The organism is Aerococcus urinae (genome assembly GCF_001543175.1).
GTDB lineage: Bacteria > Bacillota > Bacilli > Lactobacillales > Aerococcaceae > Aerococcus > Aerococcus urinae.
In genome coordinates this window covers 1,043,362-1,063,453 of sequence record NZ_CP014161.1, presented here as the reverse complement: position 1 = coordinate 1,063,453, position 20,092 = coordinate 1,043,362, and the positions used below count along the sequence as shown (strand labels likewise).

Sequence of the window (20,092 nt, the reverse complement as noted above, 5' to 3'; positions counted from 1 at the left end):
TACAGCTTTTTTCTTTATTAAGGGTGTGAAAGAACGAAAATGGTATAGTTAGTTTTTTAATAGAAGAAAGGCGAGCAGAAGGCAGACTGGGGGAGGATAAATCCACTGAAATTCTGTGATATAATAGCCAAAGATTATGACTAGGAGGGATAAGGGGATGACAGTAACGGAAGATTATTTCATCGGCGAAGTTGAGGCTACCTTTTTTTCTAATCCAGATAATTATTATCGGGTGATGCGGATTACGGTTGATGATACCAACACCCTTTACTCCGAAAAAAATATTGTGGTGACGGGAAATTTTGGGACTATACAGGACGGAACCACTTATCAATTCTTTGGTAACTTGGTTGACCACCCTAAGTACGGAGTACAATTCAAAGTCTCCCATTATGAAGGAATAAAAATTACCAGTAAAGATGGATTAATCAAATATTTATCCAGTGATGATTTTCCTGGAATTGGGAAAATACTGGCTGAACGTGTGGTCAATACCTTAGGTGAGAAGACTATTGACTTAATCGTCAATCAACCCGAACGTTTGAAAGAAGTTAAGGGCCTGACGAAAAATAAACAGCAAATGCTACATGAGAAAGTAAAGGCTAATCGTGGCAATGAGGATACCTTCATTCAATTATCGGAGATGGGTTTTTCCAACCATTTAGCAGGGAAGATCTATGCTAAATACCAAGATGAAGCGGTTGAATTGATTAAAGAAAATCCCTATTCACTGGTTAAAAATATTCAGGGTTTTGGTTTTCAAAAGGCTGATTTACTGGCCCAACGTTTAGACTTTGCCTATGACTCGCCTTTACGCATCCAAGGGGCGATTACTTTTTCATTAGAAACAATTTGTTATAGCAATGGGGATACTTATGTTAAGAAGGAAGAACTATTTCACCAGGTTCTCAATCTATTAAATAAAAGCCAAATGAATCTACAAATGGTTGACATCCAGCAAGTGGCTGATAGCTTGAGCGACTTGGTAGATACTAATGAAGTGATTGCGACTGAAGAGGGTTATTTTCTTCCTAGTCTCTATTATGCAGAGAAGGGGATTGTTAAACGTTTAAAACGTATCAAGAATGAACGAACTCAGCCTAAATATGAGAATGATAATTTGGCTAATGAAATAGAGGAAAGCGAAGCAAAATTAGGTATTCAATACGGACCAGCTCAAAGGAAGGCAATTACCGAAGCCCTAGAAGAGAAATTATTTATTCTTACCGGGGGACCGGGTACGGGAAAAACCACGGTTTTAGAAGGAATCATTGATATTTATTGCCGGTTAAATAATATCCGCCTAGGGGATTATGACCCGGGTGACTTCCCTATTCGTTTGGCAGCCCCAACCGGACGCGCTGCCAAGCGGATGAGTGAGACTACTGGCCTAGTAGCAACCACTATCCACCGTTTAATTGGGCTCACCGGTGAAGAAGATGAAAATAGCATCATAACTTCGGATAAAGAGACTATTGAAGGGGACTTACTGATCATTGATGAAATGTCCATGGTAGATACCTGGTTATTCTTTCAGTTATTAGAAGCGGTTCCTGATGATATGCAAATTATACTGGTGGGGGATAAAGATCAACTGCCCTCAGTTGGTCCGGGACAAGTACTGTCTGATCTCTTGAGAAGTCAAACAATCGCTTGGCGTGAGCTCGACGAAATATTTCGTCAAAATGCTAATTCAACTATCACCTTATTGGCTCATGATATTAAAAATGGGGAAATGCCTGCCGATCTTACCCAAAATAAGGCTGACCGGTCATTTTTTCGGGTGGATTATTTCCACTTAGCTGATTTTATCGCAGCGGTTGCCAAACGTGCCCTCGAAAAAGACTATGATGTTAAAGATATTCAAGTTTTGGCCCCCATGTATAAGGGTCAGGCTGGAATCGATCAGATTAACCAGAAACTGCAGGAAAGTTTAAATCCAAATAGTGATGGGAATAAACGCCAACTTAGCCACTTTAACCGTCTCTTCCGCTTAGGCGATAAGGTTTTGCAGCTGCAAAATCATGCTGAAATGAATGTCTTTAATGGGGATATGGGAGAAATCGTAGCGATATTTTATGCCAAGGAAACGACCAGCCAAAGTGATGAAATAGTGGTTGATTTCGACGGCAATGAGGTCACCTATAGTCGGCAAGATTTTAACCAATTAACCCTGGCGTATTGCGTCTCAATTCATAAATCACAGGGAAGCGAATTTCCTATCGTTATCCTCCCCTTAATCAGCCAATACCAACGCATGCTGCAACGCAATTTGCTCTATACAGCGATCACCAGAGCTAAGCAATCCTTAATTCTCTGTGGGGAAGTCCAAGCCTTTCAATCTGCTATTCAAACCCAGGCCAGTCAACGACATACTAATCTTTATCGCGCCTTACTTGAAGAAGATGAATTACTGCCTAAACTATCCTCGCCTTCAAGTGAAGAGAGCCTTAGTCAGGATCAAAGCACTCTGACCCAAGAAGACGAGTCAGAAGACCAGCAAGATAAGCTGGGTAACTCAGAAATTGATGTAAAAGTCGATTGGTTAACCTCTGCCTTACTTGAAAGTGGTCAGATTGATCCTTTAATTGGTATGGATGGCATCAGTCCTTATGATTTTTAAGCAATGAAATCAGCCGTTTATTTTTCTTCATTACTGACCAGGTGCAAAAAGTACTCAAAAAAGCCTAGTTAAAGCAGATAGAGGCTAAATTTGCTGGACCTGAGTTTATAAATACTAATAAATTTATTCAAATATTGCAAAAATCTTGTTTATTTCTTAAAATATCGATAAAATGTGAGTATTGGATTTATTTAGTTAGGCTAGAAATTTAGCTCATTTAGAAAGGACTGACGGCAATGGCTTATATTAATGGCAAGCGCCCTGAGAAAGGAATTCTAGGCCCTTTAACTTTTGATAATGTGGAGAAGAAGACAGAACTTTTTGATAAAAGTTTTTGGAGATACGCGCTAAGGAGTGTATACGCCACTTTATTCTTAACTTTTGGGACAGCAATCGCTATGATGACCGCCCAACAAGCAAACTTAGTAGCGCCAGGCTTAGGTAAATTTACTTTTGCCTTCTTTTTTGCCTGGTCATTGGTACTTATTATTTATATGAATGGTGAATTAGCGACTGCTAATATGAACTTTTTGGTAGTTGGAGCACGAAAAAAATATATCAGCTGGCAAAAGGCTTTTACGATTTTAATGGTTTGTGTTTTATTTAATTTTATCGGTGGTCTTGTTTGTGCCTATATTTTCTCAAGAACCACGATTTTCCAGGATTTACCTGCTGATCATTATTTATTTACAGCAGTTTCAGGAAAATTTGTTAAATCCGCGCTTACAATTTTTATTGAGGGGATTTTAGCTAATATTATCGTTAATAGTGCCGTGGTTGCTAGCAATCGGATGGTCAACGCTGATGGCCGGGTTTATGCGATTATCTTTATTATTTTTATTTTTGCCTTCTTAGGTTACGAACACGTGATTGCTAACTTTGTTTCCTTCCCATTAGCTTTCTTCTCCAATGGAGGCCCTGTTGACGGGATGACCCTGGCTAATGTGCTTAAGAACTTTGTCTTTACCTTCCTAGGTAACCTTGTTGGTGGTGGCTTTGTCATTGGTTATGTTTATTCTTGGTTAGGAGATAAAGAAACTTCTTATGTAGACTAGTTTTCTTATTCGCTAGGAATCATTATTAGTTGACAAATGAAATTTAAAAAGCGTATAATAAATTCGCTTAAATTTTTGAAAAGGCCATGTTTCTATTCAGCTAATAGAGAGAGTGTATTTGTGGTGAAAGCACTCATCAATAGGAATGCTCCCTTTTGACAATGCAAATGAAAATTTGCCGCTACTCGCGTTATCCAGTATTTAATGAAGACATAATATCGCACGTTGATGTTATAAATGAGGTGGTACCGTGCTACGGCGCCCTCATCTAATAACATCAAGGTGCTTTTTTATTTTATAGGAGGTTTTAACACATTATGAAGAAATTAACGGGTGAAGAGATACGCCAAATGTGGATGGATTTTTGGAAGGGCAAGGGACATGATATCTACCCTAGTGCTTCCTTAGTTCCAGACAACGATCCTACTTTACTTTGGATGAACTCTGGGGTTGCTGCCCTAAAACATTACTTAGATGGGTCAGAAGTGCCGGAAAATCCAAGAATTGCTAATGCTCAAAAATGTATTCGGACTAACGATATTGAAAATGTTGGAGTTACCGCTCGCCACCAAACCTTCTTTGAAATGCTCGGTAACTGGTCAGTAGGGGATTACTTTAAGGAAGAAGTTATTCCTTGGGCTTGGGAATTCTTAACTGATGAAAAATGGCTAGGACTGGATCCTGAGCTACTCTATATGACCTACTACCCTGATGACGATGTCTCCCATGGATTATGGCAAAAGGTGACTGGTTTATCAGAAGATCACTTTGTTTCTTTAGAAGATAACTTTTGGGATCTAGGTGCCGGTCCGTGTGGCCCAGATACGGAAATTTTCTTTGACCGGGGGAAAGCTTATCAAGATCTTGACGATGATGATCCTGAAATGTTTCCTGGTGGAGAGAATGAACGCTATTTAGAAATTTGGAACATTGTTTTCTCTGAATTTAACCACATGCCTGATGGCAGCTATGAAAAATTAAAACAACATAACGTGGATACCGGTATGGGATTGGAACGGATTGCCTCAGTTTTACAAGAAACTCCAACAAACTTTGAAACCGACCTCTTATTCCCACTGATTAAAGAAGTCGAAAAACTGTCTGACGGTAAAAAATATGGCGAAAGTAAGGAAACTGATACAGCCATGAAGGTTATTGCTGACCATATTCGCGCCGTTAGCTTTGCTGTGGGGGATAATGCCTTACCATCCAATGAAGGTCGGGGTTACATTTTACGTCGCTTAATCCGTCGTAGTGTCATGTACGGCCGTCGTCTAGGCATCCAAGGAAGCTTCTTGGCTAAATTAGTTCCAATTGTGGCTGACAAGATGGAAAAGCACTATCCAGAACTAAAAGAAAAAGAAGCCATTATTCAAGAAGTTGTTGATCGTGAGGAAAAACGTTTCCAAGAAACCATCGCTGATGGTGAAAACATTATTAAAAATAAAATCGCTGAACTAGAAGAGTCTGGTAAAAATTCACTTGACGGCCAATCAGCCTTCAAATTATACGATACTTATGGTTTTCCATTAGAACTAACTGAGGAATACCTGGCTGAAACAGGTTTTTCTGTTGATATTGATGGCTTTAATCAGGCCATGGAAGAACAAAAGGAACGGGCACGGGCGGCTAGAAAAGACCAAGGTGGCCTAGCAGTTCAATCAACAGTGCTTGGTGAAATTGATGTGCCTTCTCACTTTACCGGTTATGAAGAAGATGTTACTGAAAGTAAGATCAATGCCATTGTTTACCAAGATGAAATTAGCCAGGAAGCACCAGCTAATAGTAAGGCCTATTTCATTGCTGAAAGAACCCCATTCTACGGTGAACGTGGTGGGCAAGTTGGTGACTCAGGTAAGCTTTACAATTTAGATGGCGAATTATTAGGTTATATTCGTGATACTAAACACGCTCCTAATGACCAAAACTTACATTATATTGACACCGTTCAACCGATTAGTGTGGGCCAAGCAGTTCGCCTAGAAGTGGACAGCGCTCGTCGTCGCTTAATCCGTAATAATCACACCGCTACTCACTTGTTACACCGGGTCTTAAAAGATGTCTTAGGTGAACAAGTTAACCAAGCGGGGTCCTTACTTGATGAACATTATCTCCGTTTTGACTTCACTTATTTTGGACAAGTGAGTTCAGACCAACTTGAAGAAGTTGAAAGACGAGTTAATGAAAAAATTTGGGAACAAATCCCGGTTGAAACCATCTTTACCACGGTTAAGGCTGTTAAAGAACATGGGGCTATTGCGCTCTTCGGCGAAAAATACCTTAAATTACATGATGAAATTCGTGTAATTAATATTGATGACTGGTCCATGGAACTTTGTGGTGGGACCCACGTTAAGAATACCGGATTAATTGGCCTCTTTAAGATTATTTCCGAATCAGGAATCGGGTCTGGAGTACGTCGGATTGAAGCATTGACTTCAAAAGCTGCTTATGAATACTATGAAGCTAAGTTAGGTCTCTTAAACCAAGTTCGCGATGATTTGAAGGTTAAAAAAGCGGAAGATGTCCCACACCGTCTCCAACAATTGGAAGGTGAGCGTAAGAGCCTAGAATCTGAAGTAGAATCTCTCCATGCTAAGGCTAACCAAATGGCTGCTAGTCAAATATTTGATGCCGTTAAAGAAAGCAACGGGATACGCTACATTGCTGAAGAACTTGACCATAAAACCATGGATGATTTGCGGGCAATTAGTGATGAATGGAAACAAAATAACTATTCAGATGTCCTCGTTCTCGCTACAGCTAACGGAGATAAAGCCAACATGTTAGTTGCTGTTTCAGCTGACAAGGTTAAAAAAGGCTTAAAAGCTGGTGACATCATTAAGGAACTTGCTCCATATATTAATGGTGGCGGGGGCGGTCGTCCTGAACTTGCCCAAGCAGGTGGTAAGAACCCAGCCGGTATTCCTGATGCGCTTAAGGCTTTAGAGGAAGTTCTGAATAAATAAAGTGCTTGTTAGTCGCTAGATTTTTCGTTACAATAGATTCAAAATGATGTGGAGGTGTCTAAATGAGTGGAAAAGATGAAACAGTACTCTTTCGCTTCGATGAAAGTAAAGAAAAAGATGTAAAAGAGACACTTGAAATAGTTTACGACGCCCTAGTAAGCAAGGGCTATAATCCAATCAATCAAATTGTAGGATATTTATTATCTGGCGATCCTGCGTATATCCCACGTCACAATCAAGCTAGAAATCTTATTCGTTACCATGAACGCGATGAGTTATTAGAAGAACTTGTTAAAAGCTATATGAAGCAAAGTGGTCGAGAATAAGCATGCGTATTATGGGTTTGGATGTGGGTTCTAAAACGGTTGGCGTAGCCATAAGTGACCCTTTTGGCTGGACTGCCCAAGGAATCGAAACCATTAAAATTGACGAAGAGGCAGGGGAATTCGGGTTTTCACGCTTAAGGCAATTAATTGAAGATTATCAAGTGGAAAAGATCGTTATTGGATTGCCTAAAAATATGAATAACACAGAAGGCCCCCGAGCTGAAGCATCGCGTCACTATGGCGATATGGCTATTGAATTATTCGACTTACCAGTTTTTTATCAGGATGAACGCTTAACTACCCAGCAATCGGAACGCTTTCTGATTGAGGCGGCAGATGTGAGCCGAAAGAAACGTAAAAAGGTAATCGATAAGTTAGCTGCTGTTCTCATTTTACAGAACTATTTAGATAGTCATTCACATTAGTATGAAGGAGCATTGTATGGCTGAAGATTTAGATAATTTAATTACTTTATATGATGAAGAAGGTAATGAGCGTTTGTATAAAATTCTCTTTAGTTTCGACTCGAAAGATTTGAATAAATCTTACGTCTTAGTATACCCAGCTGAAGAGGAAGGTGAAGAATTAAACATCGAAGCCTATGCCTATGAAGAGGGCGAAGACGGAGAAGGTAGCTTATTGCCAATTGAAAGTGAAGAAGAATGGGATATGGTAGAGGAAGTGTTTAACACTTTCGTTCAAGACCCAAACTTAAATCAATAAGCCAGGTAAAGAGAATATGATATGAGGTCATATTCTCTTTTATTATTAATGGCAGTTGACATACGGGGCTGTGACTTTGGTCACCGCCTCTTTTTATGTGATGATAGGATAAATGTTTCATTCTGGTTAAATTTTTGGCTCTAAGTTTACAAATAGCATCTTTATCAGTAAAATGCATAATAGCTTATTTTGTTCAAAGCAGAGTCTTTTTATTATGAAATGAGGAAGCACGATGTTTAATGATGAAGAAAAGAAAAAAAGAGTAAAGCGAGACCAGGCTAGGGTCAATGCTTTAGAAAAACAAGAAAATGTTCAGGCTAATCGGATTATCCGCTGGATTATTATTACTTTGCTCCTTATCTGTATTGTCTTTGCTCTACTAATGGGAACCCTAGTAGCAACTGGTGGCTTTGGAGAGGAAAAAGAAACTCAGGTGACCATTCCTCAGGGAGCAAGTACTAGTCAAATAGCCCATATTCTTAACGAAAATGATGTCATTTTTAATGAAAATCTCTTTAAGATCTACCTCCGCCTATCCAATCATGATCCAATTCAGGCAGGAACCTATCAATTGAAAACCTCGTCTGGCTTTGGTGAAGTCATGAATCAACTCTCACATGCCCAAGGTCCGGCTACCCAAGCGGTCTTAGTCAAAGAGGGCATGAATGTTGAAGAAATTGCTCAAGTGATGGCAGATTATTTTGGAATCACGCAGGAAGAAGCCTTGAAGCGGATTAACTCAGAGGACTTATTGGCTGAAGAAGCGGCCAAATATCCCGAATTACTCAAAGCTGTGGTGAATAATGACCAATTACGCTATCCCTTGGAAGGTTACCTTTTCCCGGCCACCTATGAATTAACTCAATCCGATACCGTAGAAAGCTTTGTTGATAAAATGCTGGCAGCTAGTGAGACTATCCGACAAAAGTATAGTGATGCCTTAAAACAACAGAGTCTTTCTTGGCATGAAATTTTAACTCTAGCTTCAATTATTGAGAAAGAAGCTTCCACTGACGAAGATCGTAAGATGGTATCAGGAGTCTTTTATAACCGTCTAGCCGAGAATATGCCCCTACAATCGGATATTACCCTGAACTACGCCCATAATGAGCATTCTACCTATGTGACTATCGAGGATACTATGATTGATTCTCCCTATAATCTCTACCAAAATACTGGTTTAGGACCTGGTCCCTTTAATAATCCAAGTGAGAGTGCTATTCAAGCAGCTTTAAATCCAACCCCTAATGACTATATGTATTTCGTAGCTGATTTAAGCACTGGGAAGGTCTATTTCTCAAAAACTTACGAAGAACATGATCAATTAGTTCAAGAATACGTTAGTCCAGAAGATGCCAAGCTTCAAGAACAATAAAAAGCCATATTTACATTGCTAAAAAGTTAGTAATATGGTATTATTTTGTATATTTTAATCGTATGTGTTAGGAGAATGTTAGATGTCAGAACAAACTTTCCCAATGACCGTAGAAGGTAAGGAACGTTTAGAAGCGGAATTAGAAGATTTAAAATTAAATAAGCGCCCTGAAGTGATTAGCCGAATCAAGGTTGCGCGTTCATTTGGGGACTTATCAGAAAATTCAGAATATGAATCCGCTAAAAATGAACAATCCATTTTGGAAAGTCAAATTGCTAAAATCGAAAATATGATCCGTTATGCTGAAATTGTTGACCCTGATGCCTTGGGTAAGGATACGGTAAGCATTGGTAAACGGGTTAAATTTCAAGAGCTTCCTGATGGTGAAGAGGAAGAATACGAAATTGTCGGTAAAGCTGAAGCAGATCCCCTTGGTGGTAAAATTTCAAATGAGTCGCCGATAGCCAATGCCTTAATTGGAAAAAAAGTTGGCGATGAAGTGGAAATTGAAACTCCTGGTGGAGCTTTCAGTGTTAGAATTCTCGCAGTAGAAACTGCTTAATAAAGTTAATCGAAGGAGGCTGGACGAGAGGTTCAGCCTCTTTTAATTTGTGCGCATTTGAAATAAAGCCTGTCATAGAGCTGATCTGAAATATTTTAAAATGGCTGTTTTTAAATATAACTGTTCAAATCGTCCACAAGTTAGGAAATAGCTGGCCATATCATCCAAGTCTTTAGTGGCGTTTTCACATCCTTACCTTATTGTATATAAAATTATTAAATAAAAATATTTCGCTACTTAGCAAAAATGGTATAATAAAAGAATAAGTTGTTGAAGGCGACTTCTTTATAAGAAGAAGTCGCTTTTCCTATTGGTAAATTGGAAATTTAGCCTAATTAATTTATGTGAAAAACAACTTTAGATGAAATATTTTATTTGTGAATAGCGATTTTATGGGCGCTGAGATGTAGACTTTATAATAGATAATATCTGCGTATAAAAAGCGCAAATCTTTATTATTTCACAATAAATAGCGTATTATAAATTTCACATGAAATAAAAATACTAATAGATATAGGGAACTTTTAAAGCGACCTGGGCAAATCGATATGTTAAGTTTTGTCCTTAAATCAGCCTTTAGTAGGTGAATAATGCTTTTAATCGTTCTTCTTTTGACAGCTTTATATGAGTTGACGATCAGCCCTATACTTATACTGAAAGGTTTGGTTTTATGAAAAATAGGCGCTTTATTGTAGATACGATCGTGGTAGGTTTTACCTTGTTTGCTACTTTTTTTGGAGCAGGTAATTTGGTTTTTCCGCCTTATATGGGAATTATTGTAGGAGAAAATTGGTCTGCCAGTGTTATTGGTTTGGCTTTAACCGCGATATTAGTGCCGGTCTTATCGATGGTAGCTATTGTTAAAGGTGGGGGATCGGTAAAAGCAGTTTCCGAACCAATTGCTCCCTGGTTTTATAAAGTCTTTAATTGTATTACTATGTATTTAATTGCCTTATTTATTTTAATCCCACGTACTGGTGCAACGACTTATGAAGTAGGTTTTCGTTCCTTGTTCCCTTGGTTACCTAACTATGTCGTTTTAATTGTTTTCTTTATTGTGGTTTATTTCCTCACTGTTGATCAATTGGGCGTGGTTGATAAGATCGGACGCTATCTTACCCCTGCTTTGATTGCAATGGTCATTGGAATTATTATTTTTGGTATGATTAACCCAGTCAGCCCCAATATGGCGGCTGCTCAGGTCGATAATAGCTTCGGTTGGGCTTTTACCGAAGGTTATCAAATGGGGGATTTAATCACTGGTTTACTCTTTTCTAGTGTCATGATTATGACAATTAGACATAAAAAATATAACCACCAAGCAGGAATGCGGATGACTATCTGGGCATCTGTCATAGCTAGTGCCTTATTATTGTTCATTTATGGTAGTTTGTTATGGCTAGGGGCTACAGCGTCAACGATTTATAGCCCTGATATTGAAAGAACCCAGTTATTAATTGCCATTGTTGAGCAAACTATTGGTGGCGCCGGAAAAATCATTCTTTCCATCGCTATAACCTTAGCTTGCTTAACGACTGCTACGGGATTATTAGCTTCAGTAGCAAACTTTACCCAAGAGCTTACTCGTCAGAAATACCCCTATACCTTTATCGTTTTTGTTTTTTGTATTTTTTGTGTGGTACAAGGGACTGTCGGGGTAGAGAAAATTGTTGGATTGAGTGAGCCCTTGTTTGCAGTCGCTTATCCATTAGGAATCATTGTTACTTTAATCGGTTTATTTAGAAAATATATTCCTAATGACGGAACGACTAAGGGAGCAGTCTTATTAACCAGTATTTATACGGTGGTTGAAGCGCTTATTCAATTAGACTTTGCTCCTAAAATCTTCGAAGATATTGTTCGAATAGTTCCCTTTGGCCCCCAAGGTTTTGGCTGGGTGTCTATGGCACTTTTGGGAGCAGGTATCGGTACTCTGGTGTGGAAAATTCAGCATGGCAGTTACCGTGGAAAGATCATTAAAGGTTATGCAAAATAAGCGAGAAGGCTAGATTTTTTATCTGGCCTTTATTCTTTGTCGGTAAATAATAAATATATTTGCTAGGCGGTTTTTAAACTTTTTATAGATATTTAGAAATGATAATACAATATTTTCAATCGATTGTATGAATATTAGTTATTTCAAGGGCTTTTGCTTGCTTTGTTTAATACAATATTATATATTATTTTAAAAGGAGTGATTTTATGAGAAATCGTTTTAGAACCTATCTAGGTGCTAACGATGCAGAAGCCGGGTACAACTTATCCTGGGGAGCTGTATTTGCTGGCCTAGTAACTTTTATTGCTTTATTAATTACTTTTTCCTTAATTGGAAATGCCATTGGATTTGGTATGATCCAACCGAGTGCACAAAATCCGCTTGATGGTGTCGGTACCGGTGTTATGGTCTGGTCAGTTATTTCATTAGCACTATCATTTTTAGGATCAGGCTTTGTTGCTGGTGTAACTGCACGTCGAGTAGGCGCAGTCCATGGTTTTTTATCATGGGCAATTTCCCTAGTCGTAACAGTTGTCTTATTAGGACAAATTGTTGCTTCTGTTCTAGGCTTTGCAGGTAATGTTATTGGTCAAACTGCTAGTGTTGCTGGTGACGCTGTAACAAGTGTTGCTTCAAACGCTGGAGATGCTGTAAGTGAAGGCGTAAATGCTTTAGCAAACAACATTGATGTAAACGATCAAGATATTCAAAATCTTAACCAAGACGTTCAAGAAGTCTTAAGAGATACTGATATTCGTGAATTACAACCAGAATATTTATCTGACCAATTAAATGGCGCGGTAAATGATATTGCTAACGCAGCTCGTGAAGTTGTCGTTAATCCACAAAATTCTGAACAAGTATTTAATGACTTGGCAGATTCATTAACCAGCCGGGTTGACAATATTTCAGAAAACGTAGACCAAGAGGCTGTTTCTAACGCCATTGCTTCTAACACTGATTTAACTCAACAAGAAGCTGAAGAAACTACTCAAAATATTATTGATGGTTATAACCAAGCTGCTAATGAAGCACGTAACCAAATTGAAAATGCTAATAATGCCATTCAAAGTACCCAACAAGAACTTGACAGCAATATTCAACAATTACGTCAAGATGCTGATGATGTTTCAGATGGCATCTCACAAGGCTCAATCTGGGCATTTGTTGGTGTCTTATTAGGCTGTGTCCTATCATGCCTTGGTGGCTTATTAGGTACTAAATCAGTTACTGGTAAAGTTGATGAAACTAATATGTAATTCGATCTAAAGGCACCATGTCCTTAGAATAAAATTATATTAACAACTAACAGATCACTACTCCTTTATTATTAGAGGGATGGTGATCTGTTTTAAATAGTAAGCATTTAAGCTGGTTTTGTTAATTAAAGATGGCTTATGCTTAATGAATTAACAGCTATAAATTGTGCCGCAATCGATAGTATGTTAATATTATTCATATATTTAATTTCATAGCCAGCCAGCTTGTATTAGATGGGAGAGACGAGCGTATGGGTCGTAAACCAAAGATAACGGCGGAAATGCAGTCACTAGTGGAAACTGAACTTCGACGAGGAACCAGTAATTCACGGATAGCTAATTTATTAGATATGCCTTATGAACAGGCAAATGAAATCATTGATACTATTAAGGAATCTATTCGGCCTAATATAGGTGATGTTGTCAAGTTTCAATTCAGAACCTATACAATTATTGGAGAAATCGAAAAGCTTCTTACTAACTCTGCCATTTTAAAAATTGATTGGAGTCAGTCAAGTCGTCCAGCTAGAGATATCCTTGAAGAAAGAACTGTAGTCAATTTTAAAGACATTGAAGAATATGTATCGATAGCTTCTAATGAAGATGACAAATAATAATAAAAGCTATTTTTGGGGGAAATCAATTTGATTTCTCTTTTTTTATATGTTTTTTAGAAAACCTTTCTAATATAAGGTTTATTACATACAAAAATAAATGATAATTGCCAACAAATTAAATAGTATTGCTGATAAAATAGCGAAAAAGGTTTGACAATTAAATTTGTATAGCTTATTATCAATACATGTTGATCTTTGATTAACTTAAATATAAAAATTAAGAATGATGTGATTGCTATGAAAATAGTTGAAACGGTATCCGCCTTACCGCGGAAAGTTATGCCGAATGAGGACTTAGAACAGTTCGTAGATACTAGTGACGAATGGATAAGCAAAAGAACGGGGATTAAGCAACGTTATGTTGCCCTTGAGGAAACTTGTATTTCATTGGCTCAAGCAGCTGCCCAAAAATTAGTAGATAAAACTAATATTTCTCCTAAAGAAATTGGCTTAATAATTGTTGCTAGTATGTCACAAGAGCATTCTTCACCAAGTATTGCTAGTCAAGTTCAAGCTAAAATAGGGGCTACTAAGGCGGTCTGCTTTGATATTTCAGCTGCCTGTAGTGGATTTGTTCAAGCTTTCTCCCTAGCTGATAAATTAGAGGCTTATTACCAAAATGGTTATGCCATAGTCATTGGCGCGGAGAAAATGACCAATCTCATGAATTGGAAAGACCGATCAACTTGTGTTTTGTTTGGTGATGCTGCCGGAGCTATTCTGGTTCAAGCAAATGGCCATTCAGCTATTATCCAAGAATCACTCGCTTGTGATGGCAGTCAAGGAGCAGCGATTGTTGCTGGAGGCACTAGTCTAGCTCGATCAGTCAGTTCTGATTCTTATTACCAAGATCCTAGTTTAAAGATGAAGGGCAGGCAAGTTTATGACTTTGCTACTCGGCAAGTGCCAAAGCAAATAGAAGCGGTTTTGAAATCTGCCAATCTGACTATTAATGATATTGACTATTTTGCTTTACATCAGGCAAATGCAAGAATATTAAAAGTTTTCCAGCGTAAGCTTAAAATACCAGAGGAGCGCCTGGTCCAAAATATTCAAAATTATGGGAATACTTCCGCTGCATCGGTAGCCCTTGTTTTGAATGATTTACGGAAATCAGGAGCCCTTAAATTGGATGGCAGTCAGAAAGTACTATTATCAGCTTTTGGTGGTGGCCTGACTTGGGGGACTTGTATTGTCAATTGTTGAGCGACAATGTTAGTATTGAGAAAGAGACTATAAAAATAAATGGAGGAAATATAATGAGTACATTTGAAAAAATTCAAGAATTAATTTGTGACCAGTTAGATTTAGATAAGGAAGAGGTTACTCCTGAAACTAAATTTCAATCTGATTTAGATGCTGATAGCTTAGATTTATTCCAAATTATCAATGATATTGAGGACGAATTTGATGTCACTATCGATGAAGATGAATTGAATATGGAAACAGTCCAAGACCTAGTTGACTTTGTTGACAACAATAAATAATCCTTACTAATGTATTGGGATAATGAAGGAAGTGAATAGCTTTGAACAATCTATGGAAGCAAATGGGAGTTAAATATCCTATTATTCAAGGAGCCATGGCTTGGGTAGCAGATCCAGATCTGGCATCTGCCGTTTCAAATGCTGGTGGTTTAGGAGTTGTAGGGACGGGGAATGATCCTGTTGAAGTGGTGCGAGAAAAAGTCGAAACCATGAAAGCAAAAACAGATAAGCCTTTTGCAATTAATGTGATGCTACTCAATCCACATGTTGAAGAAGTTGTTGACTACCTATGTCAATCGGGTATTTCAACAGTCACTACTGGAGCAGGATCACCTGGGCGCTTTATGAAGCAATTTCGTGAAGCAAATATTAAGGTTATCCCAGTTGTTGCTTCCGTAGCACTTGCTCGACGGATGGAAAAAGAAGGCGTTGATGCAGTGGTTGTCGAAGGGACGGAATCTGGTGGACATGTGGGCAAAACCACAACCATGGCTTTACTTCCCCAAGTAGTCGATGCGGTTAATATTCCCGTAATCGCTGCAGGAGGAATCGGTGATGGCCGGGGGATGGCAGCAGCATTGATGCTTGGTGCCTGTGGGATTCAAGTGGGTACGCGCTTTGTTTGTGCTAAGGAATCCAATGCCCACCCTAATTTTAAGGAAAAGATTATTAAAGCTAAGGATATTGATACCGTCACAACAGGAGAAGCTACAGGTCATCCAGTGCGGGTCCTGCGCAATCGTTTGACCAAAGAGTATTTGCGAGTTGAGCGAATTGAAGCAGGTAAGGAAAATCCTGACTGGGAGCGCTTAGAGGCTTTGGGAAGAGGAGCTTTACGGCGAGCTGTTGTAGAAGGGGATACCCAAAATAGTTCCCTGATGGCTGGTCAGATTGCTGGCTTAATTAATAAAGAAGAGAGCTGCCAGGAAATACTCCAATCCTATATGGATGTATGCCAGGCAACCATCAGAGAAAAAGCTAGCGAATGGTTATAATTAAATAGGATGCAGTGAAGAAAATATTTTTTCACTGCTTTTTTTTACCCTAATTACTTTATTTAATGATAAAAATTAAAATCTTAACAAGGAAAGGGCAAAGAATGAAAAAAATTGCATATCTTTTTTCTGGCCAAGGGGCACAGTATTCTGGGATGGGCAAAGATTTATTTGAACATCATGCTGAAGTCATGGAGCCATATTTTGAAACGGCTGAGAAAGTTCTTGGCTACGATTTAAAAACCATGTGCTTTGAAGAAAATGACCTGCTCAATCAAACAGAGTATACCCAAGCTGCCATCTATACAGTCTCATTAGCTATTCTAGCCGTCTGGAAAAAATTATTTCCTAAGACTCCTGCCTATTTGGCTGGATTAAGTTTAGGGGAATATACTGCCTTAGCTTATAGCAGTGTCTTTTCATTTGTTGACGGGTTAAAACTATTGAGAAAACGAGGCTTATATATGAGTCAGGCAGTCGCTCCCGGTGAAGGAAAAATGCTAGCTGTCATGAAAACTGACCGTAAGTTGATTGAGAGGGTCTGTGAAAATATTATGAACCTTCATCCTGGCTATGTCTATCCGACGAATTATAACTCTCCCAAACAAATTGTCATTGGCGGAAATAGTGATTTAGTCGACCTCGCTGCGGATGAATTGAAGGAAGCGGGTGCTAAGCGCTTAATTCCTCTAAAGGTTTCCGGGCCCTTTCACACCCAGCTGATGCATCCTGCCTCTCTACGATTAGCCCAAGTACTTAAAGATGTGGAGTTTTCACCTCAAGACATTCCAGTTGTCGCTAACACAAGTGGGCAAGTTCATGAAGATGGAGAGATTAAGCAAGATTTACTTCAACAAATCCAATCACCGGTCAAATGGTCGGATTCGATTGATTACCTCATTCAAGCAGGTGTAGATACCTTTATAGAGATTGGACCTGGAAAAACACTCACCAGCTTTACCCGGCAAATCGATAAGTCGGTCACAGCCTTAAATATTGAAGATGAAGCCACATTAAATAAAGCATTGACTATTTTACAAGGAGATTAAAATGACAGAAAAACCAACAGCCATCATTACTGGCGGAAACCGTGGAATCGGAGCAGCTATAGCTAGAGAATTTGCCAATAAGGGTTACAATTTGGCCTTGGTAAGCAGGTCAGGATCCGGCCAAGATCATCTTGATGACTTAAGTGAAAGGGGTGCTAAAGTACTTGATTTGAAAGCAGAAGTCCAAGATTTTGACCAAGCTCAAGCAATCATAAACCGCTGTAAAGAAGAGTATGCTCACATTGACGTATTAGTTAATAATGCTGGGATTACCCGTGATACCTTACTCATGCGGATGAAGGAAGCTGATTTCGATGCAGTAATTGACGTTAATCTAAAAGGTTGCTTTAACCTTATCCGTCATGTGTCAAAAGTGATGTTAAAACAAAAAAGCGGCAATATTATTAACATTGCATCTTTATCTGGACAAATAGGTAATGCTGGTCAAATTAACTATGCTGCTGCTAAGGCAGGTGTGATAGCTATGACTAAGACGGCTGCGCGCGAATTAGCTAGTCGCGGCATTCGGGTCAATGCCGTTGCCCCTGGTTTTATCGCTAGTGATATGACGGATAAATTATCAGATAAGGTTAAAGAGCAGATGATTGCGCAAATTCCTTTAGGGGATTTTGGGCGAGTAGAAGATATTGCTGATGCCGTTTACTTCTTAGTCAAGAACCCATACATCACTGGAACCACTTTAAATGTTAATGGTGGTTTATATATGGAATAAATGAAAGATTGAGAAGGGTGAAGGAGGAACTTAATGAATACTAGAAGGGTAGTTGTTACGGGCTTAGGAGCGGTAACACCAATTGGAAATAATGTCAGTGATTTTTGGAAAAATTTAAAGGCAGGCAAACATGGCTTTGCTCCAATCACACAATTTGATGCCAGCGATACAGGAGTGACTTTGGCAGCTGAGGTTAAAAACTTCAATCCCAAAGACTACCTTGATCGTAAATCGGTTAAAAGAATGGATCCCTATGCTCATTATGGGGTGGTCGCTTCTATGGAAGCAGTCAAAGATGCTGGCTTAGATACTCATAATATGAACACTGAACGCTTTGGGGTATATTTTGGTACCGGCATAGGTGGTGTTCAAGAAATTGAAAGAGGGGTAAAAAAATCAGTTGAACGCGGTCCTAAACGGGTTAACCCTCTCTTTGTCCCAATGGCTATTTCCAATATGGGAGCCGCAAACATTTCCATGCAACTCGGTCTACACGGCCCAGCCTTGACCATGGTTACTGCTTGTGCCTCAGCCAATAATGCTATTGGAGAGGCCTTCCGCTATATAAAACACGGCTATGCTGACTATATGCTTGCCGGTGGAGGTGAATCCGCTATTTGTGAGATCGCCATCGCTGGATTTGCCAATTTAACGGCCTTATCCCTTTCCACAGATCCTGATCGTGCCTCCATTCCTTTTGATAAAGAACGTAATGGCTTTGTTATGGGAGAAGGTGCTGGCATGTTAGTCTTAGAAAGTTTAGAAAGTGCTCAAAAACGGGGGGCAAAAATTTACGGTGAGATTGTCGGCTATGGTCAAAGTTCTGATGCCTATCATCTTACTGCGCCTACCCCAGAAGGATTAGGAGCTAAAGCTGCTATTGAACAAGCTTTAGCTGAAGCAGATTTATCTGTGAACGATGTTGACTATATTAATGCTCATGGGACCTCAACCCCAGCTAATGACCGGGCTGAGACTATGGCCATTAAGTTAGCCTTTGGTGAAGAATTAGCCCACAAGATTCCGGTCTCCTCAACCAAATCAGCGCTAGGACACTTATTAGGAGCAGCTGGAGCAGTTGAAGCCATTGCCTGCTTGAAGGGCATGGAAGAATCATATGTCCCAGCAACCCTAAATTATCAAGTCAGTGATCCTGATTGTGATCTGGACTATGTACCTAATGAAGGACGTTCACAAGCAATCAATGTAGCGATTAGCAATACGCTCGGTTTTGGTGGCCACAACACAGTTTTATGTATGAAAAAGGTGAGTGACTAATGACCCCTGAAGAAATTAAAGAACTTATTCATTTAATTGACCAATCAAGCCTAAGAGAATTTGAATTTGTTGATGACGATTTCAAGCTTCACCTTTCTAAAAATGAGCAAGCACCACAAGTGTTTACTAATGAAACGCAGCCAGCTATTACAAAAGCAGAAAAGCCTGCTCCTGCTGATCAAGCTCAAGAATCTACCGAAGCTTGCAGCCAAGCTAATCAACAAGTCAGCCAAACTGATGAAGTTCAGGGGGAAATCGTAGAAAGTCCTCTGGTCGGGGTTGCTTATTTAGCACCAGCTCCAGATAAAGACAACTTTGTGAAAATTGGCGACCATGTTGAAAAAGGGCAAAGTCTATGCATCATTGAAGCTATGAAAATAATGAATGAAATTCACGCCACCACTTCAGGAGAAATTACTAATATTTTTGTTAATGATGGTGATGTGGTTGAATACGGCCAAAAGCTTTTTGAAATTAGCTAAAGGCTGTTCCTGTTTTAGCATATAGGCGTGATAAAGAATTTAAGGAGAGATTCTTTTTTGCCTAGTTGGTAACAACTACTAGTATAAAAGGAGAAATAAAAATGGAAAATCAAGAACCAATTTTAAGCGCCCAAGAAGTCATGGATATTATTCCTAACCGCTACCCCATGTTTTTAGTGGATGCGGTCTACGAACTTGACGTTGGCAAGCGAATTGTTGCTCGTAAAAATGTGACAATTAATGAACCTTTCTTTGTGGGGCATTTCCCAGGGGAACCGGTAATGCCAGGGGTGCTTCAAGTTGAATTAATGGCCCAAGTCGGTTCAATTGCCTTACTTAAGGGCTTAAATACTGAGGACAAGAAAATGACCGGTTATCTAGCGGCTGTAGACAAGGTAAAATTCCGTCAAAAAGTCGTGCCAGGTGACGTTTTGACTGTTGAAGTCAATATTTTAAAGATGAAAAAATCGATAGGAACCGCAAAGGCTGAAATCCGTCGCGAAGATGGTAAGGTGGTTTCTTCCTGTTTAATGACTTTTGCCGTTGGAGAAGCGAAATAGAGC

At 39.1% G+C, this 20,092-nt stretch carries 19 protein-coding genes; all 19 read left to right on the top strand.

Annotated elements, in window-relative coordinates; translation table 11 throughout:
• Positions 1 to 157: 157 nt before the first annotated feature.
• The 19 genes from recD2 to fabZ all read left to right on the top strand — a co-directional run bounded on the left by recD2 (position 158) and on the right by fabZ (position 20,089).
• Complete coding sequence (recD2, locus tag AWM73_RS04935; protein WP_060778342.1) at positions 158 to 2,623, top strand: SF1B family DNA helicase RecD2; 2,466 nt, start codon at positions 158 to 160, stop codon at positions 2,621 to 2,623.
• Positions 2,624 to 2,859: 236 nt separating this feature from the next.
• Positions 2,860 to 3,678 carry a formate/nitrite transporter family protein gene (locus AWM73_RS04930; protein WP_060778341.1) on the top strand — a complete coding sequence of 273 codons (819 nt, stop codon included), beginning with the start codon at positions 2,860 to 2,862 and terminating at the stop codon, positions 3,676 to 3,678.
• A gap of 317 nt (positions 3,679 to 3,995) precedes the next feature.
• Positions 3,996 to 6,647, top strand: coding sequence for an alanine--tRNA ligase (alaS, locus tag AWM73_RS04925; RefSeq protein WP_060778340.1), 2,652 nt, complete (start codon positions 3,996 to 3,998; stop codon positions 6,645 to 6,647).
• 62 nt (positions 6,648 to 6,709) lie between these two features.
• Positions 6,710 to 6,973, top strand: a complete 264-nt coding sequence (locus tag AWM73_RS04920; RefSeq protein WP_013669229.1) for an IreB family regulatory phosphoprotein — start codon at positions 6,710 to 6,712, stop codon at positions 6,971 to 6,973.
• A 2-nt stretch (positions 6,974 to 6,975) separates the two neighbouring features.
• The gene (gene ruvX / locus AWM73_RS04915; RefSeq protein ID WP_060778339.1) at positions 6,976 to 7,398 is read left to right on the top strand and encodes a Holliday junction resolvase RuvX; all 423 of its coding nucleotides are present in this window, start codon (positions 6,976 to 6,978) and stop codon (positions 7,396 to 7,398) included.
• Position 7,399: 1 nt separating this feature from the next.
• A complete protein-coding gene (locus tag AWM73_RS04910) occupies positions 7,400 to 7,696 on the top strand; it encodes a DUF1292 domain-containing protein (RefSeq protein WP_049776749.1) in 297 nt (98 codons plus the stop codon).
• Positions 7,697 to 7,928: 232 nt separating this feature from the next.
• Positions 7,929 to 9,071, top strand: a complete 1,143-nt coding sequence (gene mltG / locus AWM73_RS04905) for an endolytic transglycosylase MltG (protein WP_076340217.1) — start codon at positions 7,929 to 7,931, stop codon at positions 9,069 to 9,071.
• 82 nt (positions 9,072 to 9,153) lie between these two features.
• Positions 9,154 to 9,633: a transcription elongation factor GreA gene (gene greA / locus AWM73_RS04900; protein WP_060778338.1), complete on the top strand. Its 480-nt coding sequence runs from the start codon at positions 9,154 to 9,156 to the stop codon at positions 9,631 to 9,633.
• Between the two features lie 670 nt (positions 9,634 to 10,303).
• Positions 10,304 to 11,629: a branched-chain amino acid transport system II carrier protein gene (gene brnQ, locus AWM73_RS04895; RefSeq protein ID WP_060778337.1), complete on the top strand. Its 1,326-nt coding sequence runs from the start codon at positions 10,304 to 10,306 to the stop codon at positions 11,627 to 11,629.
• A gap of 206 nt (positions 11,630 to 11,835) precedes the next feature.
• The gene (gene sctE, locus AWM73_RS04890) at positions 11,836 to 12,888 is read left to right on the top strand and encodes a type III secretion system translocon subunit SctE (RefSeq protein WP_060778336.1); all 1,053 of its coding nucleotides are present in this window, start codon (positions 11,836 to 11,838) and stop codon (positions 12,886 to 12,888) included.
• 251 nt (positions 12,889 to 13,139) lie between these two features.
• Complete coding sequence (locus AWM73_RS04885; RefSeq protein WP_060778335.1) at positions 13,140 to 13,502, top strand: DUF2187 domain-containing protein; 363 nt, start codon at positions 13,140 to 13,142, stop codon at positions 13,500 to 13,502.
• A gap of 240 nt (positions 13,503 to 13,742) precedes the next feature.
• A complete protein-coding gene (locus AWM73_RS04880; protein ID WP_060778334.1) occupies positions 13,743 to 14,711 on the top strand; it encodes a beta-ketoacyl-ACP synthase III in 969 nt (322 codons plus the stop codon).
• A 53-nt stretch (positions 14,712 to 14,764) separates the two neighbouring features.
• A complete protein-coding gene (locus AWM73_RS04875; RefSeq protein WP_013668481.1) occupies positions 14,765 to 14,992 on the top strand; it encodes an acyl carrier protein in 228 nt (75 codons plus the stop codon).
• Between the two features lie 62 nt (positions 14,993 to 15,054).
• Positions 15,055 to 15,987, top strand: a complete 933-nt coding sequence (fabK, locus tag AWM73_RS04870) for an enoyl-[acyl-carrier-protein] reductase FabK (protein WP_060778333.1) — start codon at positions 15,055 to 15,057, stop codon at positions 15,985 to 15,987.
• A gap of 104 nt (positions 15,988 to 16,091) precedes the next feature.
• On the top strand, positions 16,092 to 17,036 hold the full coding sequence (fabD, locus tag AWM73_RS04865; protein ID WP_060778332.1) for an ACP S-malonyltransferase: 945 nt from the start codon (positions 16,092 to 16,094) through the stop codon (positions 17,034 to 17,036).
• Between the two features lies 1 nt (position 17,037).
• Entirely contained in the window at positions 17,038 to 17,769 is a 732-nt protein-coding gene (fabG, locus tag AWM73_RS04860) for a 3-oxoacyl-[acyl-carrier-protein] reductase (protein WP_060778331.1), read from the top strand.
• 33 nt (positions 17,770 to 17,802) lie between these two features.
• Entirely contained in the window at positions 17,803 to 19,047 is a 1,245-nt protein-coding gene (gene fabF, locus AWM73_RS04855) for a beta-ketoacyl-ACP synthase II (RefSeq protein ID WP_060778330.1), read from the top strand.
• Positions 19,047 to 19,529 (top strand): acetyl-CoA carboxylase biotin carboxyl carrier protein, encoded by a 483-nt coding sequence (gene accB, locus AWM73_RS04850; protein ID WP_060778329.1) that lies wholly within the window; start codon positions 19,047 to 19,049, stop codon positions 19,527 to 19,529. Before fabF ends, accB begins: the two co-directional genes overlap by 1 nt.
• Before the next feature lie 101 nt (positions 19,530 to 19,630).
• Complete coding sequence (fabZ, locus tag AWM73_RS04845; RefSeq protein ID WP_060778328.1) at positions 19,631 to 20,089, top strand: 3-hydroxyacyl-ACP dehydratase FabZ; 459 nt, start codon at positions 19,631 to 19,633, stop codon at positions 20,087 to 20,089.
• Positions 20,090 to 20,092: the final 3 nt, after the last annotated feature.